The organism is Aeribacillus sp. FSL k6-2211 (assembly GCF_037966125.1).
GTDB lineage: Bacteria > Bacillota > Bacilli > Bacillales > Aeribacillaceae > Aeribacillus > Aeribacillus composti.
On record NZ_CP150190.1, the window covers coordinates 662,811 to 684,244 of the forward strand.

Sequence of the window (21,434 nt, forward strand, 5' to 3'; positions counted from 1 at the left end):
CATGAAATGGAAAAATCGTCCGCACGGCGCTGAAACGCCATATATCCCTGCAGGTCCCTTTAAAATACGGCTGCCGTTTATTCATTATCGGTTTGAATGGCCCGATTATGTGCAGGGTTTGCTCATGTGTGCGGTAGACCTTGGGGCTATTACTCTTTTAGCGGATCATTTAGGGATGCCGTTTGAAGTGGCTCTCGCTGTTGTTGTATTGAATGGACTTTTATATTTACTGCATCATCTGCTTGGTGACCCGGTCATTCCAGGTTGGGTCACTCCCGCGATTCCATTGATTGTTTTGTTTGTTAAATAATTTCCAGAAGGTGAGGACCGAATATATGCACTCATTGCATTTCAGTTGACTCTTGGAATTTTATCCATCATTTTAGGAGTAACGGGACTTGCCAGCAAAGTGGTGCGTTTAGTGCCTGACGCCATTAAATCAGGTATTATACTGGGGGCCGGAATTGGAGCTGTCGTATCGATTTTTGAAGCTGGAGGAAAGTTTGAATTATTCCCGATTACGATCACAATTTGCATTGGCTTTGCGTTTTATCTAATATTCTCTAAACATTTCGAAAAATTAAAGCAAAAAAACAAAGGCTGGGCTTTGTTGGGGAATTTAGGGATTTTACCTGCTATTTTGCTAGCTGTTTTCGTAGCGCCTCTTGTTGGAGAAGCGAAATGGCCGGACATTCAATGGGGCTTCAGTAAACCAGACTTCGCCACACTTTGGGCGGAATATACGGTATTTGGCCTGGGCTTCCCTGCGTTATCGTTTTTCGTGAAGGCAGTCCCTGCTGTTTTTGCAACGTATTTAGTTGTGTTTGGAGATGTGCTGAAAACGAAAGCTCTCCTTTCTGAATCTGATGTCATACGTACGGATGAAAAAGTTGATTACAATCCGAACCGCGCCCACTTAATATTTGGTGGCCGAAACATTCTAATGAGCATGATCGGCCCTGATATTACGATGTGCGGTCCGATGTGGACTGCTATGCAAGTGGTCGTGATCGAGCGGTTTAAAAAAGGTAAAGAAGCGATGCATTCGTTTTTCGGTGGAGCAGGATCGTTCCGTTGGGGTACAAATACTGGATTATTTTTGCTGCCTATAGTAAGTTTAGTACAACCGATACTTGGAGTTTCTTTAGCTTTGACATTGTTGGTGCAAGGTTATGTAAGCGTTCGTATCGGTGTCATGCATTTCCGCAGCCAGCGTGATCTTGGAATTGCGGGGATTGTTGGTGCAATCCTCGTCATAAAAGGAGCAACAATGGCTTTTGCTGCCGGCATCCTTTTATGCATCCTGCTGTATGGGAAAGATTTTCTGCGCGGAGAAAACGACCGCATATTTACGCACCACTCGAATGAAGAAAAAGAAAGAGAGGAGATTCAAGCAGTATGAAAGAACAACCATTGACAAAAGGGCTGTATCTTAACGGAGAATTTGTTCAGTTGGATGACAATTTTGTCGTTCAAAACCCTGCCACTTTTGAAACAGTCGGTTATGTGCCGAACGGAACCGCCAAGGAAGCAAAGCTGGCTGTCGATGCAGCTCACGAAGCTTTTAAAACTTGGTCAAAAACGACAGCCTATGAACGAGCAGAATTGCTGGAAAAATGGTATAAGCTCATAAATGATCGGCTGGAAGTGTTGGCATCCACGATGACAATCGAGCAGGGAAAACCGCTTGCCGAGGCGAAAGGGGAAATGCAATATGCTAACAGCTTTGTGAAATGGTTTGCAGAAGAAGCGAAACGGATTTATGGAGAAACGATTCCGGCATCTGTTCATTCGAAAAGAATTATCGTTCAAAAACAACCTGTTGGAGTCGTTGCTGCCATAACTCCTTGGAACTTTCCGGCGGCGATGATTACACGGAAAGTCGCCCCTGCCCTTGCAGCTGGATGCACAGTTGTCATAAAACCGGCTGAACAAACACCGCTTACAGCACTTTTATTAGCAGAATGTGCTCATGAAGCAGGTTTTCCAGCAGGTGTCATCAATGTCATAACGACTGAAAAACCAGCTGAAGTCGTTGATGTTTGGATGGAAGATTCACGCGTTAAGAAGGTTACTTTTACAGGGTCTACTCCAGTTGGAAAGCTGTTAATGAGGAAAGCAGCGGATACTGTAAAAAAAGTATCGCTTGAACTTGGAGGCTTGGCACCTTTTATCATAACAGAAGATGCAAATATTCAAGAAGCTGTAAAAGGCGTTGTGCAATCAAAATTCAGAAATGCCGGTCAAACGTGTGTATGCGCCAACCGGATTTATGTCCATAAGTCAATTAAGGAGCCGTTTTTAAAAGCATTTCATGAGGCTGTTTTAACACTGCAAGTAGGGAATGGCCTTGACGAGAAGGTAGACATTGGACCGCTTATTGACGAAAATGCAGTCAAAAAAGTTCAACATCAATTAGAAGATGCAGTCGAAAAAGGCGCGAAACTCCATGAAGGACCTTCCGTGAATATGGACAAAGGATATTTTATGAAGCCGGTTGTAATCTCTGATGTAACAGATGATATGTTGTGCATGCAGGAAGAAACATTTGGTCCATTGGCACCGGTCAGCACATATTCAGATGATGAAGAAGTTATCCAACGTGCAAATGGTACACCATTTGGTTTGGCTGCGTATGTTTACACCCAATCTCTCAAAAAGGCTGTTTGGTTTTCTGAAAATCTAGAATACGGCATTGTCGGAATCAATGACGGCCTTCCGTCTGTCGCCCAAGCACCTTTTGGCGGAATGAAAGAGAGCGGCCTTGGAAGAGAAGGAAGCCACTACGGGCTGGACGAATTCCTAGAAATTAAGTTCGTTTCTCTTCAATTAATATAATTTTGGATATCCAAAAAAGTGTGGAAAGAGGGTAAAAACACCCTCTTCCATGCTTTTAGCTACAATAGAAAAATCGTAATCTAACACTTTTTCATAAACTCATTCATTGACTAATCCATTTTAACTGACAGCCTTCCGAATTTTCTATCAAGTTTTGTTTGCTGACTTAACAATATGAATTTTAGCTATCACAATTGACAGTTCATAAGGGTTCCACATATCAATTGCTACAAGTTTTATATATCAAGTAAGATTTGAAAGAAATCGAACAATTTCATCTTGTTCGATTGTATTTTCGATGACTATTTTCATTGCTTCCAACTTGCTAATTTTGATTATTTGAAAAGCCCCTGCTTCTTTTACCTTCATTGTCACCTATTACATCTCTGCGTTAGCAACTATAAGGTGTTACGCAACGTAAAAGTCAATAGAAAAAGATGTTATTTTCTGGAGCTTTTTTAAAGATGAAAGTTGCCATATTTTTATTTTGAAAAGTGGCATTTTTTGAGGGGTTTTACGTGAAATGGGCTGTGTAAAACAGTGGACAGTTTACAGGAATTCCATGCAATTTTCTGCTTGTGACATGCTGATCTATCTCTAATTTTTATGGGAATTTGCACGATTATCCGAACACCATAAATTTTTTCTTAAAAAAACGCTCAGCTCTTCCTATAGGCTAAGCGTTTTTTTCTGCACTAATCTATTATACTTTCTGACGGTTAAAGACGTTTCTCAGCATACCGAATAAAAGGTAAGCTTGATAGCAATAAAGTCGCGATAAACAAGATGACTCCCGCCCAATGGAAATGAATCCAAAAATAGCCCCCAAATGTACCAACTAAGCTTGATCCCAAATAATAGAATAAAAGATATAAAGAAGATGCTTGAGCTTTATTCTTATCCGCCCGTTCTCCAATCCAAGCGCTGGCAATGGAATGACAGCCGAAAAAACCATATGTAAATAGTGAAATGCCGATAATTTTCACCAATACTGGCGGAAAAAGAGTCAATATGGCTCCGGAAATAGTCAAAGCGACGGCAAAAATTAGCGTGGCTGAATGGCCGTGTTCATCAGCTTTTTTGCCTAAAAATACAGAGCTGAAGCTTCCGAAAATGTAGACGATGAAAAGGAAGCCAAGCAATGATTGGCTGAATGAATAAGGAGGCTCGCTCAGCAAATAGCCAATATAATTGTATAATGTCACAAAGCTTCCCATAAATAAAAAGCCCAAAAAAATGAGAGATAAAAGCGGCTTATTTTTTAAGTGTACAGTATATGCCTTTATAACAGCTTCTATATTAAACGGCTTTTTTTCGCTATTCTTTGGTGTCGGTAGAATAATAGCAAAGACGATGCTTAAAATAAGAGCTAGCGCTCCGATGGAAAATAAAGCGGTCCTCCATGAAAAAAAATCTGTCAACAAGCCAGTGATTATTCGGCCGGCCATTCCGCCGATGCTTGTTCCGCTTATATACAATCCCATCACTTTGCCAATTGCAGTTGGATGAAACTCTTCTGCTACATACGCCATAGCGAGAGAGGGGATGCCTGCTGAAGAAATTCCAAGCAGTGTTCGGAATACAACAAGCAAAGGAAAATTTGGGCTCATAGCAATAAACATAGAGAGCATGGAAGTAAGCAGCATCGAGATGATCATGATTTTCTTTTTTCCAAGAACATCTGACAAACTAGCAGCTACCAGCATCATAAAAGCCAGTGTTCCGGTTGAAGCCGATACGGTTAAACTGGCTGATGCGGCAGAGATATGAAATTCTTTTGAGAAAACAGGCAGTAAAGGCTGTGTTGTATACAAAATGGAAAAGGTGACAAACCCGCCGAAAAAAAGAGCTATGCTGGCCTTTACATATTCTGGACTGTTCATTTTTATGTATACCAATTGGACTCGCCTCTTTCCATTATTTCCAAATATACTATACATCTAATAAGCTAAACTGTCTAATGCAACGAATGTAGTAGAGGCGAATGACAATGAACGATAATCTGTACGAAATCACTTTTAAGGGCCGACTAGTCGAAAAAAACACAAAAATTCAATCATAAACAAAAATTTAAATCTAGCAACATTCCTCTTTCAAAAACTTGCAAATGTCAAAGCCTACATTCCTTCGGCAACCGGGTGATTTGCCGTATTTGCTGCTGAAGGAATTTGAGCACCGATTCCTTTATGTGTTCACACAACCAAGGGAAAACATTTTATGCGATGGTTCCAATTGGTCGTTGGCAAAAATATTGCAAGTACAAACAAACATCTTCAAACATAAAAAGTTAGCAGGCGGACAATGTTCCGTGACAGTGGCAGCAGAGTTTTGAATTCTTGTGGAGGAAGCTGCTGAAAAGTTATATGGACGATGTGTGAAAATGTGGTAAAATATAAAAAAGCGTTTTCAAAATCAAAAAATATTAATGTAAAATCAAAAGAATTTCAAAAATAATTGACAAGATTATGTTTTTTCAAAATTGATCTGGAGGGGATTTAGAAATTGAAGAAAACTCGTTGGGGAATAATAAGCACAGCACAAATCGCTAAAAAGCAGTTGATTCCTGCGGTTCAAAGATCTAAAAATGCTGTTGTGGCGGCGATAGCAAGCCGATCCGATAAAGTGATCGGGGTGGCTGATGAATTAAATATTCCGAAAGCCTATAAAAGTTATGAAGACTTGCTAAAGGATCCAGATATCGATGTTGTATACATACCGCTGCCTAACCATTTGCACAAAGAATGGATTGTGAAGGCAGCTGAAGCAGGAAAACATGTATTATGTGAAAAGCCAGCAACGCTGACAGCTGAGGAGGCGAAAGAAGCGGCAGCCGTTTGTGAAAAAAACAATGTGAAGTTTATGGAAGCGTTTATGTACCAATTTCACCCACAGCATCAAAGAGTTCGAGACATCATCGCATCAGGTGAAATTGGCGATGTGAAATTAATGAGAGCCAACTTTTCGTTTTATTTGGATCCTGCTTCGCAAAATATTCGTTTAAATTCTGATATGGGCGGCGGCAGTATTTATGATATTGGCTGCTATTGTATTCATTCGATTCGAAATATTATTCAAGCCGAACCGGCTGAAGTGAGAGTAGATGCTGAAATAGATCCTGTTCATCGCGTTGATACGACGGCTGTCGGATATATGGAGCTTGACAATGGAGTCAAAGCCGTTTTTGACTGCAGTTTTAACGCGAGTTTTTCAAATGTTTATGAAGTGGTCGGAACGAAAGGTTCTATTCGCGTTCCAAGAGCCTATCGACCTGACCGCCAAGGAGGAGAAGGCTTAATCATTGTTGAAAAAGAAAATGAAAAGAGAATCGAAAGCATTGTAGCGGATCAATACGCTCTTCAAGTTGAGCATTTTTCAGATGCGGTGCTGCATGGAAAAAATCCTTCCTACACAAGCGAAAATATGATCCAAAATATGACTGTAATCGAAGCTTGCTATGAATCGATCAAACATGGAAAAAAGATTTCGCTCAAATAAAATGACAAAACGGCGGGGCATGTGTTCTCGCCGTTATTTTTGTGCGCCCGGCATGTACATGAACTATAGGGTGTAAGTCCCGAACCCCGAAGACAGAAGTAGAGGTTAGCCAAGAGCAAGGGTGTCCGTGGCGACGCGGAATCTGAAGGAAGCGAGCGGCAAACTTCCGGTCTGAGGAACACGAACTTCATATGAGGCTAGGTATCACTGGGTGAGTTTGCACAACAAAACAAAGCCCTTTCTGCCGAAGGTGATACAGAGTAAATGAAGCAGATGGATGGAAGGAAAGATTACACTCTTACCCGGGGAGGTCTGGCTGGCACGCCAAGTAACCTTGGTAACCTATCTAGTGATAGATAGCTGAACAGTCAGAAGTCAGCAGAAGTCATAGTACTCTTTCAAGCTCGAGATGGAAGAGGAAGGACTGAACAATTAAGGAGAACGAATCGCTAGGCGTTCATCTTCTGTGTGGAAGCAGACAATCCGATAGGACTTACTTGAAGGAGGAAGTGGTGAATCCCACGGGGGACTTCAAGAGGGTGGAGCAGAAGATGGCACAAATAGAAGAATTCGTTCACGTGGAGAGGATATCAATGTTGATGGAAATGATTTTGTCACGGGAAAATCTCCTGGCGGCACTGAAACGAGTCGAACAGAATAAAGGAAGTCACGGAGTAGATGGCATGTCCGTAAAAGACCTACGAAAACACCTCTACGAAAATTGGGACTCCATTCGACAGTCGTTGAGAGAAGGAACCTACAAGCCCTTACCCGTCCGTCGAGTCGAAATCCCGAAACCGAACGGTGGAGTAAGACTTCTAGGGATCCCTACCGTGACGGATCGTTTCATCCAACAAGCGATTGCCCAAGTGTTGACGAAAATCTTTGATCCGACCTTCTCGAACCATAGCTATGGTTTCCGCCCAGGCAGAAGGGGACATGATGCGGTTAGGGAAGCAAAGGGTTATATCAAAGAAGGATATCGTTGGGTAGTCGATATAGACCTAGAGAAATTCTTTGACAAGGTGAATCACGACAAACTGATGGGGATCTTGGCGAAAACGATCAAAGATCGAATTCTACTGAAGGTAATTCGCCGGTATCTTCAATCAGGCGTGATGATCAATGGAGTGGTAATGGAAACGGACATGGGAACGCCTCAAGGCGGCCCGCTTAGTCCACTTTTATCAAACGTCATGCTTCATGAATTGGATAAGGAGCTTGAGAAACGTGGACATAAGTTTGTTCGGTATGCGGATGACTGTAACATCTATGTGAAAACAAAGAAAGCAGGAATTCGTGTCATGAATTCCATTACGAACTTTATCGAGAAGGAGTTAAAGCTCAAGGTAAATAAAGAGAAATCGGCGGTAGACCGTCCTTGGAAACGGAAGTTTCTCGGTTTCAGCTTCACACTCAATAAGACTCCAAAGGTACGGATTGCGAACGAAAGTGTGAAACGTTTGAAGAACAAGATCCGTGAAATTACATCAAGGTCGAAACCGTATCCAATGGAGAAAAGGATTGAGAAACTGAACAAGTATTTAATGGGATGGTGCGGATATTTTGCCTTGGCAGAAACACCAAGTAAGTTCAAAGAATTTGATGAATGGATTAGACGAAGGCTTCGGATGTGTTTGTGGAAAGAATGGAAAACCCCGAAAACAAGAATTCGGAAACTCAGAGGATTAGGGGTTCCAAGCCATAAAGCATTCGAATGGGGCAATACACGCAAGAAATATTGGCGGATTGCCTGCAGTCCCATTCTACACAAAACCCTCGACAACTCCTATTGGAAGCGTCGAGGGTTAAGAAGTCTATTCGAAAGATATCAAGCACTACGTCATACTTAATTGAACCGCCGTATACCGAACGGTACGTACGGTGGTGTGAGAGGTCGGGGGTTAGTCACCCCCTCCTACTCGATTATCATTTTGACCAATAGAAAGCGTACTGGACAGAAGTGAATTCACCTCCCCTTATCGTCGGGCTGTACCCAACGCATGATGGCGGACTCTTACTATGAAAAAAAACGAAAATCTGCTTTAGCAATCGAATTTTTGTATTGACAAATCCTAATAAATCGTAAATTCTCTTAATTAAGGACTTCTTTCATAAATAATATCGAGTGCATTTTGCAATATATAGGTATAATAGCATCAAACCAAAGGCAGGGGGTACGCGTGAAAATCGCAAAAGTGATTAATAATAACGTGATCAGCGTTATACAAGATGATCAAGAGCTGGTCATCATGGGACGAGGGATTGCCTTTAAGAAAAGACCTGGCGATGAGGTTGATGAAGACAGAATTGAAAAGATTTTTAAATTGGAAAATCAGGATATGGCCAGTAAATTTAAATCGCTATTGTACGAGGTTCCGATGGAATATGTAAAAGTAACGGAGGAAATGATACAATACGCGAAAAATAAACTTGGCAAAAAACTGAATGATATTATTTATATATCGCTGACAGACCATATTAATTTCGCCATAGAACGGCAAAAACAAGGGATAAAGATTGTGAATCCATTACTTTGGGAAATCAAGCGGATATATAAAGATGAATTTCAAATCGCTTTGGAAGCACTGAAAATGATTAAAGACAAATTGGCGATTGAACTGCCTGAAGATGAAGCCGGTTTCATTGCGATGCATTTCGTCAATGCTGAGCTGAATGAAGAAATGACGGATGTCGCCAATATGACAAAGATTATTCAAGATATACTGAATATTGTAAAATACCATTTTAAAATTGAGCTTGACGAGGATTCATTAAATTATTTCCGTTTCCTTACCCACTTGAAATTTTTCGCGCAACGGCTCATAAACAACATGCTGCTGAAGAGCGACGATGATGAATTGTATGAAATCGTAAAAAATAAGCATCCGGAAGCTTATGCCTGCACGAAAAAAATAAAAGATTATATTCAAAAGGTGCATGGCCATGAAATAACTTCGGAAGAAAAACTATATTTGACAATTCATATTGATCGAGTCGTGAATCGTAATTAAACAAAATCTCAGCTTCTCGTAAAAATTTTTAAATGAACTGTTGACAGGAAATGAAAGCGTATGCTAATTTGTAAATAACAACCGAATAGAAACCATTTCATTTAGGATTGTTACTGGTCATGCAGGCAAAACCTAAATTGTTTCGTCATTTTTATGGCGGGCAATTTAGGTTTTTTTATTTTCTTGATCGTATAAGCGCTTTGCGACAGGATAAAGTTGGAAATTTTTTTAATAATAACGAGAGGGTGAATGAACAATGGGCCATTTCGAAGCGAAATTCCCGGAAAACTTTCTCTGGGGCGGCGCAACTGCTGCCAACCAATTAGAAGGTGCTTTTGATGCAGATGGAAAAGGTCTTTCTACTGCCGATATGGTGGCTTATGTACCAAAAGAAAAACGTGGTAAAAACGGACATTCATTAGATGTGACAAGTGCAGAAATCGAGGAAATCTTAAGCGGAGCAGCATCAGATAAAATTTTCCCGAAACGTTTCGGAATCGATTTTTATCATCGCTATAAGGAAGACATCGCCTTATTTGCAGAAATGGGGTTTAAAGTATTCCGTTTATCCATTTCTTGGCCGCGTATCTTCCCGAATGGGGATGAGACCGAACCAAATGAAGCAGGATTAGCCTTTTATGACAAAGTGTTTGACGAACTGGCGAAATATAATATTGAGCCGCTTGTTACACTTTCCCACTACGAAATGCCGCTCGGGCTTGTGCAAAAGTACGGCGGCTGGACGAATCGCAAGGTGATAGATTTCTTTGTTCACTACGCTGAAACCGTATTTAAACGGTATAAAAACAAGGTGAAATATTGGCTGACATTTAATGAAATCAATATGATTACTTTCAGTCCGTACACCGGCGGCGGCATTTTAACCGATCGGGTTGAAAATGTAAAACAAGCTGCCTTCCAAGGGGTACACCACCAATTTGTAGCAAGTGCACTAGCTGTTAAAGCATGCCACGAAATCATTCCGGATGCAAAAATCGGCTGTATGCTGGCTAGATTGGAAGTATATCCGGAAACATGCAACCCGGACGATGTACTTAAAGCATTAAAAGAAGATCAGCTGAACTTATTTTTCACAGATGTTCAAGTTCGCGGCGCATACCCAAGTTATATGAAACGCTATTTTGCAGAAAATAATATTCACATTGAAAAACTTCCAGGCGATGATGCCATTTTAAAACAATATACAGTGGATTTCCTTTCGTTCAGCTACTATATGACACTTGTAGCCAGCACGAAGGATGATGCTGAAGAAGTTTCAGGCAATTTAATCGGCGGTGTGAAAAACCCTTATCTTGAATCATCTGATTGGGGTTGGCAAATTGATCCGGTCGGCTTGCGGATTACGTTAAATAAATTGTATGACCGCTATCAAGTTCCTTTATTTATAGTGGAAAACGGATTAGGGGCCTACGACAAGGTTGAGGAAGACGGCAGCATCCATGACGATTACCGAATCGACTATTTGCGCAAACATATTGAGCAAATGAAAGAAGCGATTGGCGACGGTGTTGAATTAATGGGGTATACAACTTGGGGGCCTATTGACTTAGTAAGCGCATCTACCTCAGAAATGAGCAAACGGTATGGTTTTATTTATGTCGATCAAGATGACTTCGGCAACGGAACATTGAAACGCCTCCGGAAGGACAGCTTCTATTGGTATAAAAAAGTAATCGAAACGAATGGAGAAGAATTGTAAAAACGATTGCGATGTCGAAATCACTCTGTTTAAAAATGAAATGGGAGGTAGTAAGCATGAAACACGAGCGGCGCAAGCCTTTTCCAAACGATTTTTTTTGGGGAGGTTCCACATCAGCCTATCAAGTGGAAGGCGCATGGAATGAAGACGGAAAGGGACCTTCCGTTATCGATATGGCCAAATACCCCGAAGGCACAACTGATTTTAAAGTAGCCAGCGATCATTACCACCGTTACAAAGAAGATATTGCTCTGTTTGCTGAAATGGGCTTTAAAGCATATCGTTTTTCGATTGCCTGGACACGCATTTATCCTAATGGCGACGGAGAGGTAAATCGAAAAGGGATAGAGTTCTACGATCAACTTATCAATGAAATCAGAAAGCATGGAATTGAACCGATTGTGACGATTTATCATTTTGATTTGCCTTATGCATTACAGGAAAAAGGCGGCTGGTCCAATCGTGCAACGATTGATGCATATGAAAATTATTGCAAAACATTATTCGAGCATTTTGGCGATCGGGTAAAATATTGGCTGACGATTAATGAACAAAATATGATGATCCTTCATGGCGAAGCGATCGGGACCGTTGATCCGAACTTAAAAAATCCAAAAAAAGAATTGTATCAACAAAATCATCATATGTTTGTCGCTCAGGCGAAGGCAATGGCGTTATGCCATCAAATGCTGCCTGATGCAAAAATCGGACCGGCGCCGAATATTGTGACGATTTATCCGGCAAGCTCAAAACCTGAAGATGTTTTAGCTGCCAATAATTACGCAGCCATCCGCAATTGGCTGTATTTGGATATGGCTGTATATGGGCGCTATAACAATATTGCCTGGGCTTACTTGGAGGAAAAGGGATATACTCCAACAATTCTTGAAGGCGATATGGAAATTTTACAAAATGCCAAGCCGGATTTTATTGCTTTTAACTATTATACTTCGCAAACAGTAGCAGCAAGCGAAGGAAATGAAGAAGATGTGAACCAAACAGGAGATCAGCATATTACGGTTGGGGAACCGGGAGTTTATAAAGGAGCCTCCAATCCGCATTTAAAGAAAAATGAATTTGGCTGGGAAATTGATCCAGTCGGGTTTCGGACAACATTAAGAGAAATATATGACCGCTATCATTTGCCATTGATTGTTACGGAAAATGGATTAGGCGCCATCGATCAATTGGAAGAAGGCGATGTTATAAACGACACATACCGAATTGAATTTTTAAGAAACCATATCGAACAAATGCAATTAGCGATTAGTGACGGTGTTGAAGTGTTCGGTTTTTGTCCTTGGTCAGCTATTGATCTCGTCAGCACGCATCAAGGTATAAGCAAACGCTACGGTTTTATTTACGTTAACCGTGATGAGTTTGATTTAAAAGATTTGCGCCGAATTCGAAAACAAAGCTTTTATTGGTATAAGCAAGTCATCTCATCGAATGGAGCCAATTTAGATTAGAAAGAGTAAATTCGACAATTGCATAATTTTTTCGGGAAGCTGTCAAAAATCAGGAAGGAATGTTACCATCCGGGCATAACCTGAACTGATTTGAACAATACAGTGCGTTTATTCGTGCGCGTTCAAATTGGTTCAGGTTTTTTATATATCAAATATATTTTTGGGAGGGTCAATCATGAAATATGAGCAATTGGCTAAAGACATTATCGAAAATGTCGGCGGTAAAGAAAACGTTATAAGTGTTGTTCACTGTATTACAAGATTGCGCTTTCAATTAAAGGACGAAGGGAAAGCGAACACAGAAGTGTTAAAAAACATGGACGGAGTCGTCACCGTTATGAAAAGCGGCGGACAATATCAAGTTGTCATCGGCAATCATGTGCCTGATGTATATAAGGCGGTCGTTGCTATTGGCGGGTTTGAAGCTGCAAAGCCTGTCGATACGGAAGCGGGAAAAAAGGATAAAAATTTATTCAACCGCTTTATTGACATTATTTCGGGAATTTTTGCACCAACTCTCGGCGTTCTAGCTGCAACAGGAATGATTAAAGGTTTTGCCGCTCTTTTCGCATCACTAGGCTGGATAACAGATAAATCAGGAACTTATCAAATTTTATATGCAATTGGCGATTCGTTATTTTACTTCTTCCCGATCTTTCTTGGTTATACGGCCAGCAAAAAATTCGGCGGCAACACATTCATCGGTATGGCGATCGGGGCGTCATTGGTTTATCCGACACTATCTAATCTTACTAGCGGAAAAGCGCTTTACACTTTGTTTTCAGGCACGATGTTTGAGTCGCCTATTTATATTACATTTCTTGGCATTCCGGTCATTTTAATGACGTATTCATCTTCCGTTATTCCGATTATTTTGGCTGCTTATTTTAGTGCAAAGGTGGAAAATTGGTTTAAGAAAGTTATTCCTGATGTCGTGAAAACATTTTTAGTTCCTTTTTTTACACTGATTATCATAGTTCCTTTAACATTTTTATTGATTGGACCAATTGCAACTTGGGCAGGAAAGCTTCTAGGTCAACTAACAGTTGCCATCAATGATTTATCGCCAATTATCGCAGGGCTGCTTCTTGGCGGGTTCTGGCAAGTATTTGTTATTTTCGGTCTTCATTGGGGGCTTGTATCGATTGCCATCAACAATATGAGCACAATGGGAGCGGATCCTATTTTAGCGATGGCATTTGCTCCTTCTTTTGCACAAATAGGTGCTGTACTTGCCGTAATGGTGAAAACGAAACAGCAAAAATTGAAAACGCTTAGTGTTCCTGCATTTATTTCCGGAGTTTTCGGGGTTACAGAACCGGCGATTTATGGTGTTACGCTTCCGCTCAAAAAACCGTTTATTATCAGCTGTATTGCTGCGGCAATTGGCGGAGGACTCATAGGAGTATTTGATTCAAAAATGTATATGCTGGGAGGTCTCGGAATTTTTGGTATTCCATCCTTTATCAGTCCGACTGAAGGCATTACGTTTGGTTTATGGGGCACTTTAATTGCCATTACCGTTGCCTTTATCCTTGGTTTTATCCTCACTTTCCTTTTTGGATTCAGTCAAAAATCGGCAGCAGAAGCAGATCGGCAATCCCAACAAGCAACAGCTGAGGCTGACGCGGAAGAAGAATTATTAGGTAAAAAAGAAATTATTTTCAGCCCGTTTAACGGCGAAGTAAAGCCGTTATCAGACATCAAGGATGCAGCATTTTCATCCGGGGCCCTCGGCGCGGGCGTAGCCATTGAGCCTTCGGAAGGAAAATTAGTAGCGCCTGTATCCGGCACAGTAACGACTCTTTTTCCTACGAAACATGCAATTGGAATAACATCTGATCAAGGTGCGGAAATTTTGATTCATATTGGCATGAATACCGTTCAATTGGAAGGGAAATTTTTCACTGCTCATACAACTCAAGGCGCCCGTGTAGAGAAAGGACAGCTGCTCATTGAATTTGACATAAATGGAATTCAGTCGGCGGGCTTTGATTTGGCGACACCGGTTGTTATAACCAACACTAGTCACTACAAAGAAATAAATGAAACGAAAGAAAAACAAATCAAAATTGGCGAACCTTTATTGACGCTTATAAATGACTCGGAATGATTTTCACAAGAAAAAAGCATCTGCTGATTAAGGGCAGATGCTTTTTTTAAGAAGATTTTGAACGTTTTGCAGCTTTTCATGCTGTTTTTTTGAAAAAATATAATTCTTTTATGTAATAATAGTTTCCGTAATATGCGAATATTTTGAGAAATTATGTTAGAAAATATTACATATTTATTGCAGATATAGTCATATAAACTATAATTCTTAATAAATAAAAAATCCCCCTAAAGAGTTTGTAGTGATCTCTCATTCTCTGTCAACCGGAAAAAGAAGGTGAAAAGCTGACATTTGCCAGCGTATCTTGGAATGATGAAAAGTGAATATCGTTCCCCGAAATAAGTGGGAAATCAAAGCTGTCTAGGGTTCCGTTGCTGGCAGGCTGTATCACCGCCGGTAAGTCTGGTCCGAGAGAGAGCGTATAGAAGCTGCGTTTGATTGCAACTTCTATATACACGGAAGGATAAAAGCCTGGGAGATCTATTCTCTCTGGCTTTTATTTTTTTAAAGCTGAAAATTTAAAAATCTGGGGAGGGGGATATAACAGAATTTCTTTAAGCACTATTTTGAAATACCTAATTTCAAAAAGAGATGAAAAATATAAAGCCGAGGTGAAAGACATGAAGAAAAAGAAGTTTCCACTACTTGTTCTTTCTATCATTTTTTGCTTGTTGTTGTCTGCTTGCGGAAGCAAATCTGCAAATGAAACTTCTGGCGGCAATAAAAGCAAGAAAGAACCGATTAAGATTGGTTTCAGCGCCTTGCCGAGCTGGTATTTATGGCATCTCGTAGAAAAAAAGGGTTTTTTCGAAAAACATGGAGTGGATGTCGAATTGGTTTGGTTTCCAGTATATGCTGATTCCCTTTCTGCATTAAATACGGGAGAAATTGATGGAAACAGCCAAGCTTTGCTTGATTCGATCTCCCCTTTAGAAAAAGGAATTGATTTAAAAGCGGTATTTATTACAGACAATTCACTTGGCGGCGATGGGCTTGTTGCTTCAAATGATATTCGCTCGGTTAAAGACTTAAAAGGGAAGAAAGTTGGTACGGAAATAGGTACGATTGAACACTTTTTTCTGCTCACGGCATTGCATGAAGCGGGATTAAAGGAGTCCGATGTGAAATTTACAAACTTATCTGTTCAAGATGCGGGAAATTCATTTATAGCTGGAAAATTGGATGCAGCCGGTTTGTGGGAGCCTTTTTTAAGCATGGCAGTGAATAAGGGAAAAGGACATAAGTTGGTGACATCCGCTGATTTTCCGGGCTTGATTTCCGACTTATTCGTTGTAAGGGGAGATGTTGCGAAAGAGAGGAAAGAGGACGTGCAAAAAATCGTAGCAGCATGGTTTGATGCGGTTGACTATCTTTCGCAAAATTACGATCAATCGATTCAACTAATAGCGGACGAGGCGGGAATTTCAAAAGAAGAGCTGGATGTAGGGATGAAAGGATTCAAGCTGTTTTCTCCTGAAGAAAGCTTGAACGCTTTTAAAGAGGGAGATAACTATCAATCTTTTTATTACACAGCTGAAAAAAATGCTGAATTTTTAAAAGAGTTAGGGTTTATTAAAGACATTCCTGATTTTAGCAGCTTCGTTGACACCTCATTTATAAAAGCGGAAATTGAACGGGCAAAGTAAGGAGGATTAATGGATGGAGCTTCAAAAAGGAAAAAGGCATCAATGGACATTATTCAAAATACGCGAGGATATTCCGAAAAAATGGTATTTTACTGGGGTATCAGCTGCTTTTATCTTGTTATTGCTCATTTGGATTTTGCTGAGCAATTTAAAACTTGTGGATGAAGTATTTCTTCCGACTCCCGCAGCTGTTGTGGGCTCTTTCTTTGCTGCCCTTTCAAGTCCGGAGTATTGGGGAGAAATCGGGATTAGCGTCTACAGAGTTTTTATGGGGTTTTTACTGGCATGTCTGTTAGGGATTCCGCTCGGAATATTGGCTGGCACTTTTAAGCTTGCAGAATCGGTTATTTTGCCCGTCTCTGAGTTTATCAGGTATATGCCGGCAGCCGCTTTTATTCCACTTATTATGGTTTGGGCAGGAATTGGGGAGACAGCAAAAATTTTAGTGATTTTTATCGGAAGCTTTTTTCAGCTCGTTTTAATGGTGGCAGATGACACAAACCGGATTCATAAAGACCTACTTTATGCCTCCTATACTCTTGGAGCAAACCGCTGGCAAGTCATCTCAAAGGTTATCATCCCTGCAATGCTTCCGAAATTAATGACAACTATGCGGCTGATTATGGGATGGGCTTGGACGTATTTAGTTGTAGCAGAGCTGGTGGCGGCAAACAACGGTCTTGGATATTCGATTATGAAAGCGCAGCGTTTCATGGATACCGAGTCCATCTTTGTCGGAATCATTGTTATCGGGCTGTTGGGACTTATTATTGACAGATGCTTTGCCTACATTAATAAAAAATTATTTCCATGGGCGGAAGGAGGAAATTAAATGTTGAATGCTATCAAAGCTGAAAAAAATCTTCGCCAAGAGAAGATTGAAATAAACATTCAAAATTTGTCGAAAGTGTATAAAACGAATAATGGCTCCTTTCAAGCGCTGGAGAATGTTTCTTTGTACGTAAAAAATGAAGAATTTGTTTCCATTCTTGGACCGTCGGGATGCGGTAAGTCGACCATTTTGAGAATTTTGGCAGGTTTGGAGGAGCCGACATCAGGCAGTGTGCAAGTATCCGGTGAAGAAGTGAAAGGACCAAGTGCGAAACGAGGTATGGTCTTTCAGTCTTATACGTTGTTTCCTTGGTTGACAGTAAGAGAAAACATAGAGTTTGGCCTCAAGCTAAAAGGAATGAAACAAAAAGAGCGTAAAGAAATTTCCGATCGATATTTAGAGCTGGTAGGACTGGAAAGATTTGCGGATTCCTACGGCAAAGAATTGTCCGGCGGCATGAAACAACGTGTGGCTATTGCAAGATCGTTGGCCAATAATCCGGAAGTGTTATTAATGGATGAACCTTTTGGAGCGCTTGATGCACAAACAAAGCAATCCATGCAGCAATTATTGTTGGATATTTGGAAGAAGGAAAAAACAACCATTGTGTTTATAACGCACGACATCGATGAAGCCTTATTCTTATCCCAGCGAATATATGTCATGGAAGCAAGACCGGGGAGAATTCTCGAAGAGATTGATGCGGATTTGCAATTATTTCAAGATGGGGAGCTTGTGGATGTAGAGAAATTTATGAATGTAAAAAAACATATCATTTCTTTATTAAAGCATTAGTAAAAAAAATACAGAAGGATCGGAAGGGCTGTTGATGATGAAGATACGAAACAAACTGCTCCTTAGCTTTGGAACCGTTTTGCTAATTGTCCTGCTCGCCTTTCTTATTGTTTACTCTACTTTGCAGGACGTTTCCAAATCCTATTTTAATTTAGCAAATACCGATATGAAAAAATTGCAGCTTGCCCACCAGATTCAATTTGAAGACCTTGCGTTAACAGATGCGGTCAGAGGGGTGATTATCGAACCGGATAATACGGCCGAAAGGGAAAAGTACAATCAGTTTGCAAAGCAAATTGATCAACATATTAAAGAAGTGACTCCGATGCTGGATGATTCCAGGACGAAAAAAATTTTCCACGATCTAAATATAAATAATCAAAAATTAGTTGAATTAGAAACGCAGATGATGGAATTGGCCGGGGAAGACCGCCAAAAAACGCTTGCTATTTTTCATGGTGAATATGCGGATATTCGCGCTATTTTTAGTTCCAAACTGGAAGAATTCAAACAAATTGAGACAGAACGGATAACCAAGAAAATTGCGGAAGATGAAAAATTAATAAGAAAAAAAATCATGGCGGGTGCAGCGGCATTTATCACAGCACTGTTTGCAGGAATTTTAATTGCAATATTTATTTCTAAAAGAACCACCCGGCCATTGTGGAAAATTGCAAATAAATTAGAGGAATTGGCGCGAAATAAAGGAGATTTAACAGCTAGAATCCATATCACGAATAAAGATGAAATTGGAAAGCTGGCCACGGCATTTAATAGAATGCTGGAGAACCTGCAAAAAATGATGCTAAAAATAAAGGAAACGACAGATGAAGTTTCCGCTTCAGCACTCGAGCTTTCTGAAGGTACTAAAAACTTTGCGGAAAGTACAGAACAGATCACGATGGCAGTTCAAGACATTGCTTCCGGAGCCGGTGATCAAGGGGACATGGCGGATGAAAGCTCACATGCGGTGAATAATATTGCCAATGAAATTCAAAAAATTGCATCGTCATCTTCTTTCGCAGCAGAATCGGCCTTGACCACATCGAAAATCGCAGAAGAAGGAAACAAATCAATTGTCAAAGCAGTCAAGCAGATGGAATTTTTACAAAAATCCGTTGATGAAGCGTTTATTAAGATTGAGGAACTTGGCAAGCTTACCGACGAGATAAAAAAAATATCAGATGTCATGGCAAATATAGCGGAGCAGACGAATTTATTGGCTCTAAATGCTGCAATTGAGGCGGCGCGTGCAGGGGAACAAGGCAAGGGTTTTGCTGTTGTAGCAACGGAAGTTCGAAACTTGGCGGAAGAGTCAAAACAATCTGCAATTCAAATAAATGAAATGATACAGCATGTCCTCTCCATTGCTGCTGCCGCCGTGGAGAATATCGATAAAGGAAGGAGCGATCTAAAAGAGGGTAAAAGGGTTGTTGATGATGCTGGGCGCGCTTTCCATAAAATTTTAACATCAGTTGAGAAAGTAACATGTCAAATACAAGAGGTTTCCTCATCTGTCCAGCAAATGTCAACAGGAGCTGATCAAGTTGCTGTTTCTATCGGACAATTGGCTGACATCGCCAAAAAATCATCAGCTCATTCACAAAATGTGGCAGCCTCAACGGAAGAACAACTGGCTGCAATTGAAGAATTTACAGCAACGGCAGAAAATCTCTCAAATGTAGCAAAAAAACTGAGAAACATGATCGGGGAATTTAATGTTTAACATTGTTTTTATCTATTTCCAGCATTCATTGTAAGTTTCATGTTATATTATCTAACAAAATCATTGAACAATGCTGCACTCCTTTCTATATTAATCTTAAATAAAAATTTCATAAAGGTTCCTGATCGATAGGAACAAAAAAGCTGTCTAGGGTTCCGCTGCTGCTTAAGTTTGCAGCAGGTCTGGTCCGAGAGAGAGCGTATAGAAAGCATCAAAAGATGTCTTTCTATAAACACGGAAGGATAAAAGCCTGGGAGATTTCCCTAGGCTTTTATTTTTTTACAACGATCATTAAGAAAAGTCTCAAGGGAGGTATTTTGGATGACTAAAATTTTCAGCAAAACGATCGTACCTGGAGGAAAATGGTCAGGAAAAATTGGAAAAGGAAAGCTTATTCGTTTTACAGCCTTGGAGGCTGGAGCCAATCTTTCACTTATGATGTATCATGCACATGATCTTTCAGAGCGTTATAACATGCCGGATACATTAAAAGCCCAGCACACATTTCACTTGACAAAGGGAAACGTATTGATGAGCGATAACGGCCGAGTATTGGCCAGCATCACTAGCGACAGCCTTGGCTGGCACGACACTGTTTCAGGCTATACCACAAGGGAAGGAACAGATGAGAAATATGGAAAAACAAGCTATCAAGAATTAAGAAATGACTGGCTCAGAAGCGGAGAAGAGAACTTTGCCATGGAACTTGTAAGAAACGGGCTCAGCCTGCGCGACATGGCTCCTGTCGTCAATCTGTTTTCAAAAGTGAAAACCGACGACAAAGGCAACCTTACCTATTGTTTGGATCATTGCAAAAAAAATGACACAGTAACATTAAGAACAGAAATGGATATTTTGCTGATTGTATCTAATACACCAAACCCGCTTGATCCAAGAACCAACTATCCGTCCGTTCCGGTGGCAATGGAAATGCTTCCGGCAGAGCCTGTCGATTTGAACGATTATTGTGTAAATTATCGTCCTGAAAACCGCCGGGCATTTGAAAATACTTGGGAATATTATGCGCTTTTATAGCATTGGGCAGGAAATTGTTTGAGTACCCAGGCTGATGCCTTTAAAGATCAACATTATAGAAAATACCGATTTAAAAATACGATATGGGGAGGAAAGGAACATGGAAAATATTAAAAAAGTAGAAAGTCCTCGAAAAGAAGAAAATGCAATCTATAACAAAATCATCCCTGCCGGTGAAGGCTGGATGCATGAACTAAAGCCAGGGCAAGTTCTAAGAATTGTCGACTTGGAAGGAAACCAAGCAGTAGATACATTGTTTTACGATGCAGATAATCCGGACGATCATTACAGTGTAACAGCCACCATTACAGGACAGAAAAATATTTACTTAACAACAGGTTCGGTGCTTCGTTCTGAATCAGGAAATGAATTGCTGAAGATTGTAGCGGATACATGCGGGCGGCACGATACATTAGGCGGTGCTTGCTCAGCACAAAGCAATACCGTCCGATATGCACATGATAAATTGCATATGCACAATTGCCGCGACACGTTTATGCTGCAGTTGTCGAAATATGGGGAGCGTTTTACAAAAAGGGATCTGGCTCCAAATATTAACTTCTTCATGAATGTTCCGGTTACAGAAGATGGTCATTTAGAATTTGCTGATGGAATCTCTTATGCCGGAAGTTATGTGGAATTATTATCCCTTCGGCGGACATTGGTGCTGATCAGCAACTGCCCGCAATTAAACAATCCTTGCAATGCTTACAATCCAACAAAAATACAAGTGCTGATTTGGGATAAATAA

15 protein-coding genes, 1 pseudogene and 2 riboswitches are annotated in these 21,434 nt (G+C 40.5%); of the genes and pseudogenes, 15 read left to right on the forward strand and 1 reads right to left on the reverse strand.

Annotation, left to right across the window (positions count from 1 at the left end; genetic code table 11):
* The first annotated feature begins 1 nt into the window (after nt 1).
* Together NSU19_RS03380 and NSU19_RS03385 are read left to right on the forward strand one after the other, a co-directional pair.
* A pseudogene (locus NSU19_RS03380) lies at nt 2–1,402 on the forward strand (hypothetical protein).
* Entirely contained in the window at nt 1,399–2,838 is a 1,440-nt protein-coding gene (locus NSU19_RS03385) for an NAD-dependent succinate-semialdehyde dehydrogenase (protein ID WP_339198787.1), read from the forward strand. Before NSU19_RS03380 ends, NSU19_RS03385 begins: the two are co-directional and overlap by 4 nt.
* Nucleotides 2,839–3,557: 719 nt before the next feature.
* On the opposite strand, the gene NSU19_RS03390 is transcribed toward NSU19_RS03385, so the two are convergent.
* On the reverse strand, nt 3,558–4,736 hold the full coding sequence (locus NSU19_RS03390; protein ID WP_339198790.1) for an MFS transporter: 1,179 nt from the start codon (nt 4,734–4,736) through the stop codon (nt 3,558–3,560).
* Nucleotides 4,737–4,945: 209 nt separating this feature from the next.
* Here NSU19_RS03390 and NSU19_RS03395 point away from each other — a divergent pair, with 209 nt between their 5' ends.
* The 13 genes from NSU19_RS03395 to NSU19_RS03455 all read left to right on the forward strand — a co-directional run bounded on the left by NSU19_RS03395 (nt 4,946) and on the right by NSU19_RS03455 (nt 21,434).
* Complete coding sequence (locus tag NSU19_RS03395) at nt 4,946–5,170, forward strand: hypothetical protein (protein ID WP_339198793.1); 225 nt, start codon at nt 4,946–4,948, stop codon at nt 5,168–5,170.
* A gap of 170 nt (nt 5,171–5,340) precedes the next feature.
* Complete coding sequence (locus NSU19_RS03400; protein ID WP_339198796.1) at nt 5,341–6,333, forward strand: Gfo/Idh/MocA family oxidoreductase; 993 nt, start codon at nt 5,341–5,343, stop codon at nt 6,331–6,333.
* Between the two features lie 593 nt (nt 6,334–6,926).
* Nucleotides 6,927–8,186, forward strand: coding sequence for a group II intron reverse transcriptase/maturase (gene ltrA, locus NSU19_RS03405; protein WP_339199954.1), 1,260 nt, complete (start codon nt 6,927–6,929; stop codon nt 8,184–8,186).
* 330 nt (nt 8,187–8,516) lie between these two features.
* Entirely contained in the window at nt 8,517–9,347 is an 831-nt protein-coding gene (locus NSU19_RS03410; RefSeq protein ID WP_063389270.1) for a PRD domain-containing protein, read from the forward strand.
* 256 nt (nt 9,348–9,603) lie between these two features.
* Complete coding sequence (gene ascB / locus NSU19_RS03415; RefSeq protein ID WP_063389269.1) at nt 9,604–11,067, forward strand: 6-phospho-beta-glucosidase; 1,464 nt, start codon at nt 9,604–9,606, stop codon at nt 11,065–11,067.
* 56 nt (nt 11,068–11,123) lie between these two features.
* The gene (locus tag NSU19_RS03420) at nt 11,124–12,536 is read left to right on the forward strand and encodes a glycoside hydrolase family 1 protein (protein ID WP_144598069.1); all 1,413 of its coding nucleotides are present in this window, start codon (nt 11,124–11,126) and stop codon (nt 12,534–12,536) included.
* 175 nt (nt 12,537–12,711) lie between these two features.
* Nucleotides 12,712–14,649: a beta-glucoside-specific PTS transporter subunit IIABC gene (locus NSU19_RS03425; RefSeq protein ID WP_327847968.1), complete on the forward strand. Its 1,938-nt coding sequence runs from the start codon at nt 12,712–12,714 to the stop codon at nt 14,647–14,649.
* Nucleotides 14,650–14,998: 349 nt separating this feature from the next.
* Nucleotides 14,999–15,129, forward strand: a riboswitch (guanidine-I (ykkC/yxkD leader).
* A 140-nt stretch (nt 15,130–15,269) separates the two neighbouring features.
* On the forward strand, nt 15,270–16,295 hold the full coding sequence (locus NSU19_RS03430) for an ABC transporter substrate-binding protein (RefSeq protein WP_066247003.1): 1,026 nt from the start codon (nt 15,270–15,272) through the stop codon (nt 16,293–16,295).
* A gap of 13 nt (nt 16,296–16,308) precedes the next feature.
* Nucleotides 16,309–17,127 (forward strand): ABC transporter permease, encoded by an 819-nt coding sequence (locus tag NSU19_RS03435; protein WP_063389266.1) that lies wholly within the window; start codon nt 16,309–16,311, stop codon nt 17,125–17,127.
* Nucleotides 17,128–17,922, forward strand: a complete 795-nt coding sequence (locus NSU19_RS03440; RefSeq protein ID WP_186439255.1) for an ABC transporter ATP-binding protein — start codon at nt 17,128–17,130, stop codon at nt 17,920–17,922.
* Nucleotides 17,923–17,956: 34 nt separating this feature from the next.
* Nucleotides 17,957–19,648, forward strand: coding sequence for a methyl-accepting chemotaxis protein (locus NSU19_RS03445; protein WP_339198801.1), 1,692 nt, complete (start codon nt 17,957–17,959; stop codon nt 19,646–19,648).
* A 136-nt stretch (nt 19,649–19,784) separates the two neighbouring features.
* A riboswitch (guanidine-I (ykkC/yxkD leader) is annotated at nt 19,785–19,907 on the forward strand.
* Between the two features lie 62 nt (nt 19,908–19,969).
* Entirely contained in the window at nt 19,970–20,683 is a 714-nt protein-coding gene (locus NSU19_RS03450) for an urea amidolyase associated protein UAAP1 (RefSeq protein WP_063389264.1), read from the forward strand.
* 100 nt (nt 20,684–20,783) lie between these two features.
* Nucleotides 20,784–21,434, forward strand: a complete 651-nt coding sequence (locus NSU19_RS03455; protein ID WP_339198804.1) for an urea amidolyase associated protein UAAP2 — start codon at nt 20,784–20,786, stop codon at nt 21,432–21,434.

Excerpts from the sequence above, each read along its gene's own strand:
- NSU19_RS03385 (WP_339198787.1), top strand. The coding sequence starts at position 1,399 with ATGAAAGAACAACCATTGACAAAAGGGCTGTATCTTAACGGAGAATTT.
- NSU19_RS03395 (WP_339198793.1), top strand. The coding sequence starts at position 4,946 with ATGTCAAAGCCTACATTCCTTCGGCAACCGGGTGATTTGCCGTATTTG.
- ltrA (WP_339199954.1), top strand. The coding sequence starts at position 6,927 with ATGTTGATGGAAATGATTTTGTCACGGGAAAATCTCCTGGCGGCACTG.
- ascB (WP_063389269.1), top strand. The coding sequence starts at position 9,604 with ATGGGCCATTTCGAAGCGAAATTCCCGGAAAACTTTCTCTGGGGCGGC.
- NSU19_RS03420 (WP_144598069.1), top strand. The coding sequence starts at position 11,124 with ATGAAACACGAGCGGCGCAAGCCTTTTCCAAACGATTTTTTTTGGGGA.
- NSU19_RS03425 (WP_327847968.1), top strand. The coding sequence starts at position 12,712 with ATGAAATATGAGCAATTGGCTAAAGACATTATCGAAAATGTCGGCGGT.
- NSU19_RS03430 (WP_066247003.1), top strand. The coding sequence starts at position 15,270 with ATGAAGAAAAAGAAGTTTCCACTACTTGTTCTTTCTATCATTTTTTGC.
- NSU19_RS03435 (WP_063389266.1), top strand. The coding sequence starts at position 16,309 with ATGGAGCTTCAAAAAGGAAAAAGGCATCAATGGACATTATTCAAAATA.
- NSU19_RS03440 (WP_186439255.1), top strand. The coding sequence starts at position 17,128 with ATGTTGAATGCTATCAAAGCTGAAAAAAATCTTCGCCAAGAGAAGATT.
- NSU19_RS03445 (WP_339198801.1), top strand. The coding sequence starts at position 17,957 with ATGATGAAGATACGAAACAAACTGCTCCTTAGCTTTGGAACCGTTTTG.
- NSU19_RS03450 (WP_063389264.1), top strand. The coding sequence starts at position 19,970 with ATGACTAAAATTTTCAGCAAAACGATCGTACCTGGAGGAAAATGGTCA.
- NSU19_RS03455 (WP_339198804.1), top strand. The coding sequence starts at position 20,784 with ATGGAAAATATTAAAAAAGTAGAAAGTCCTCGAAAAGAAGAAAATGCA.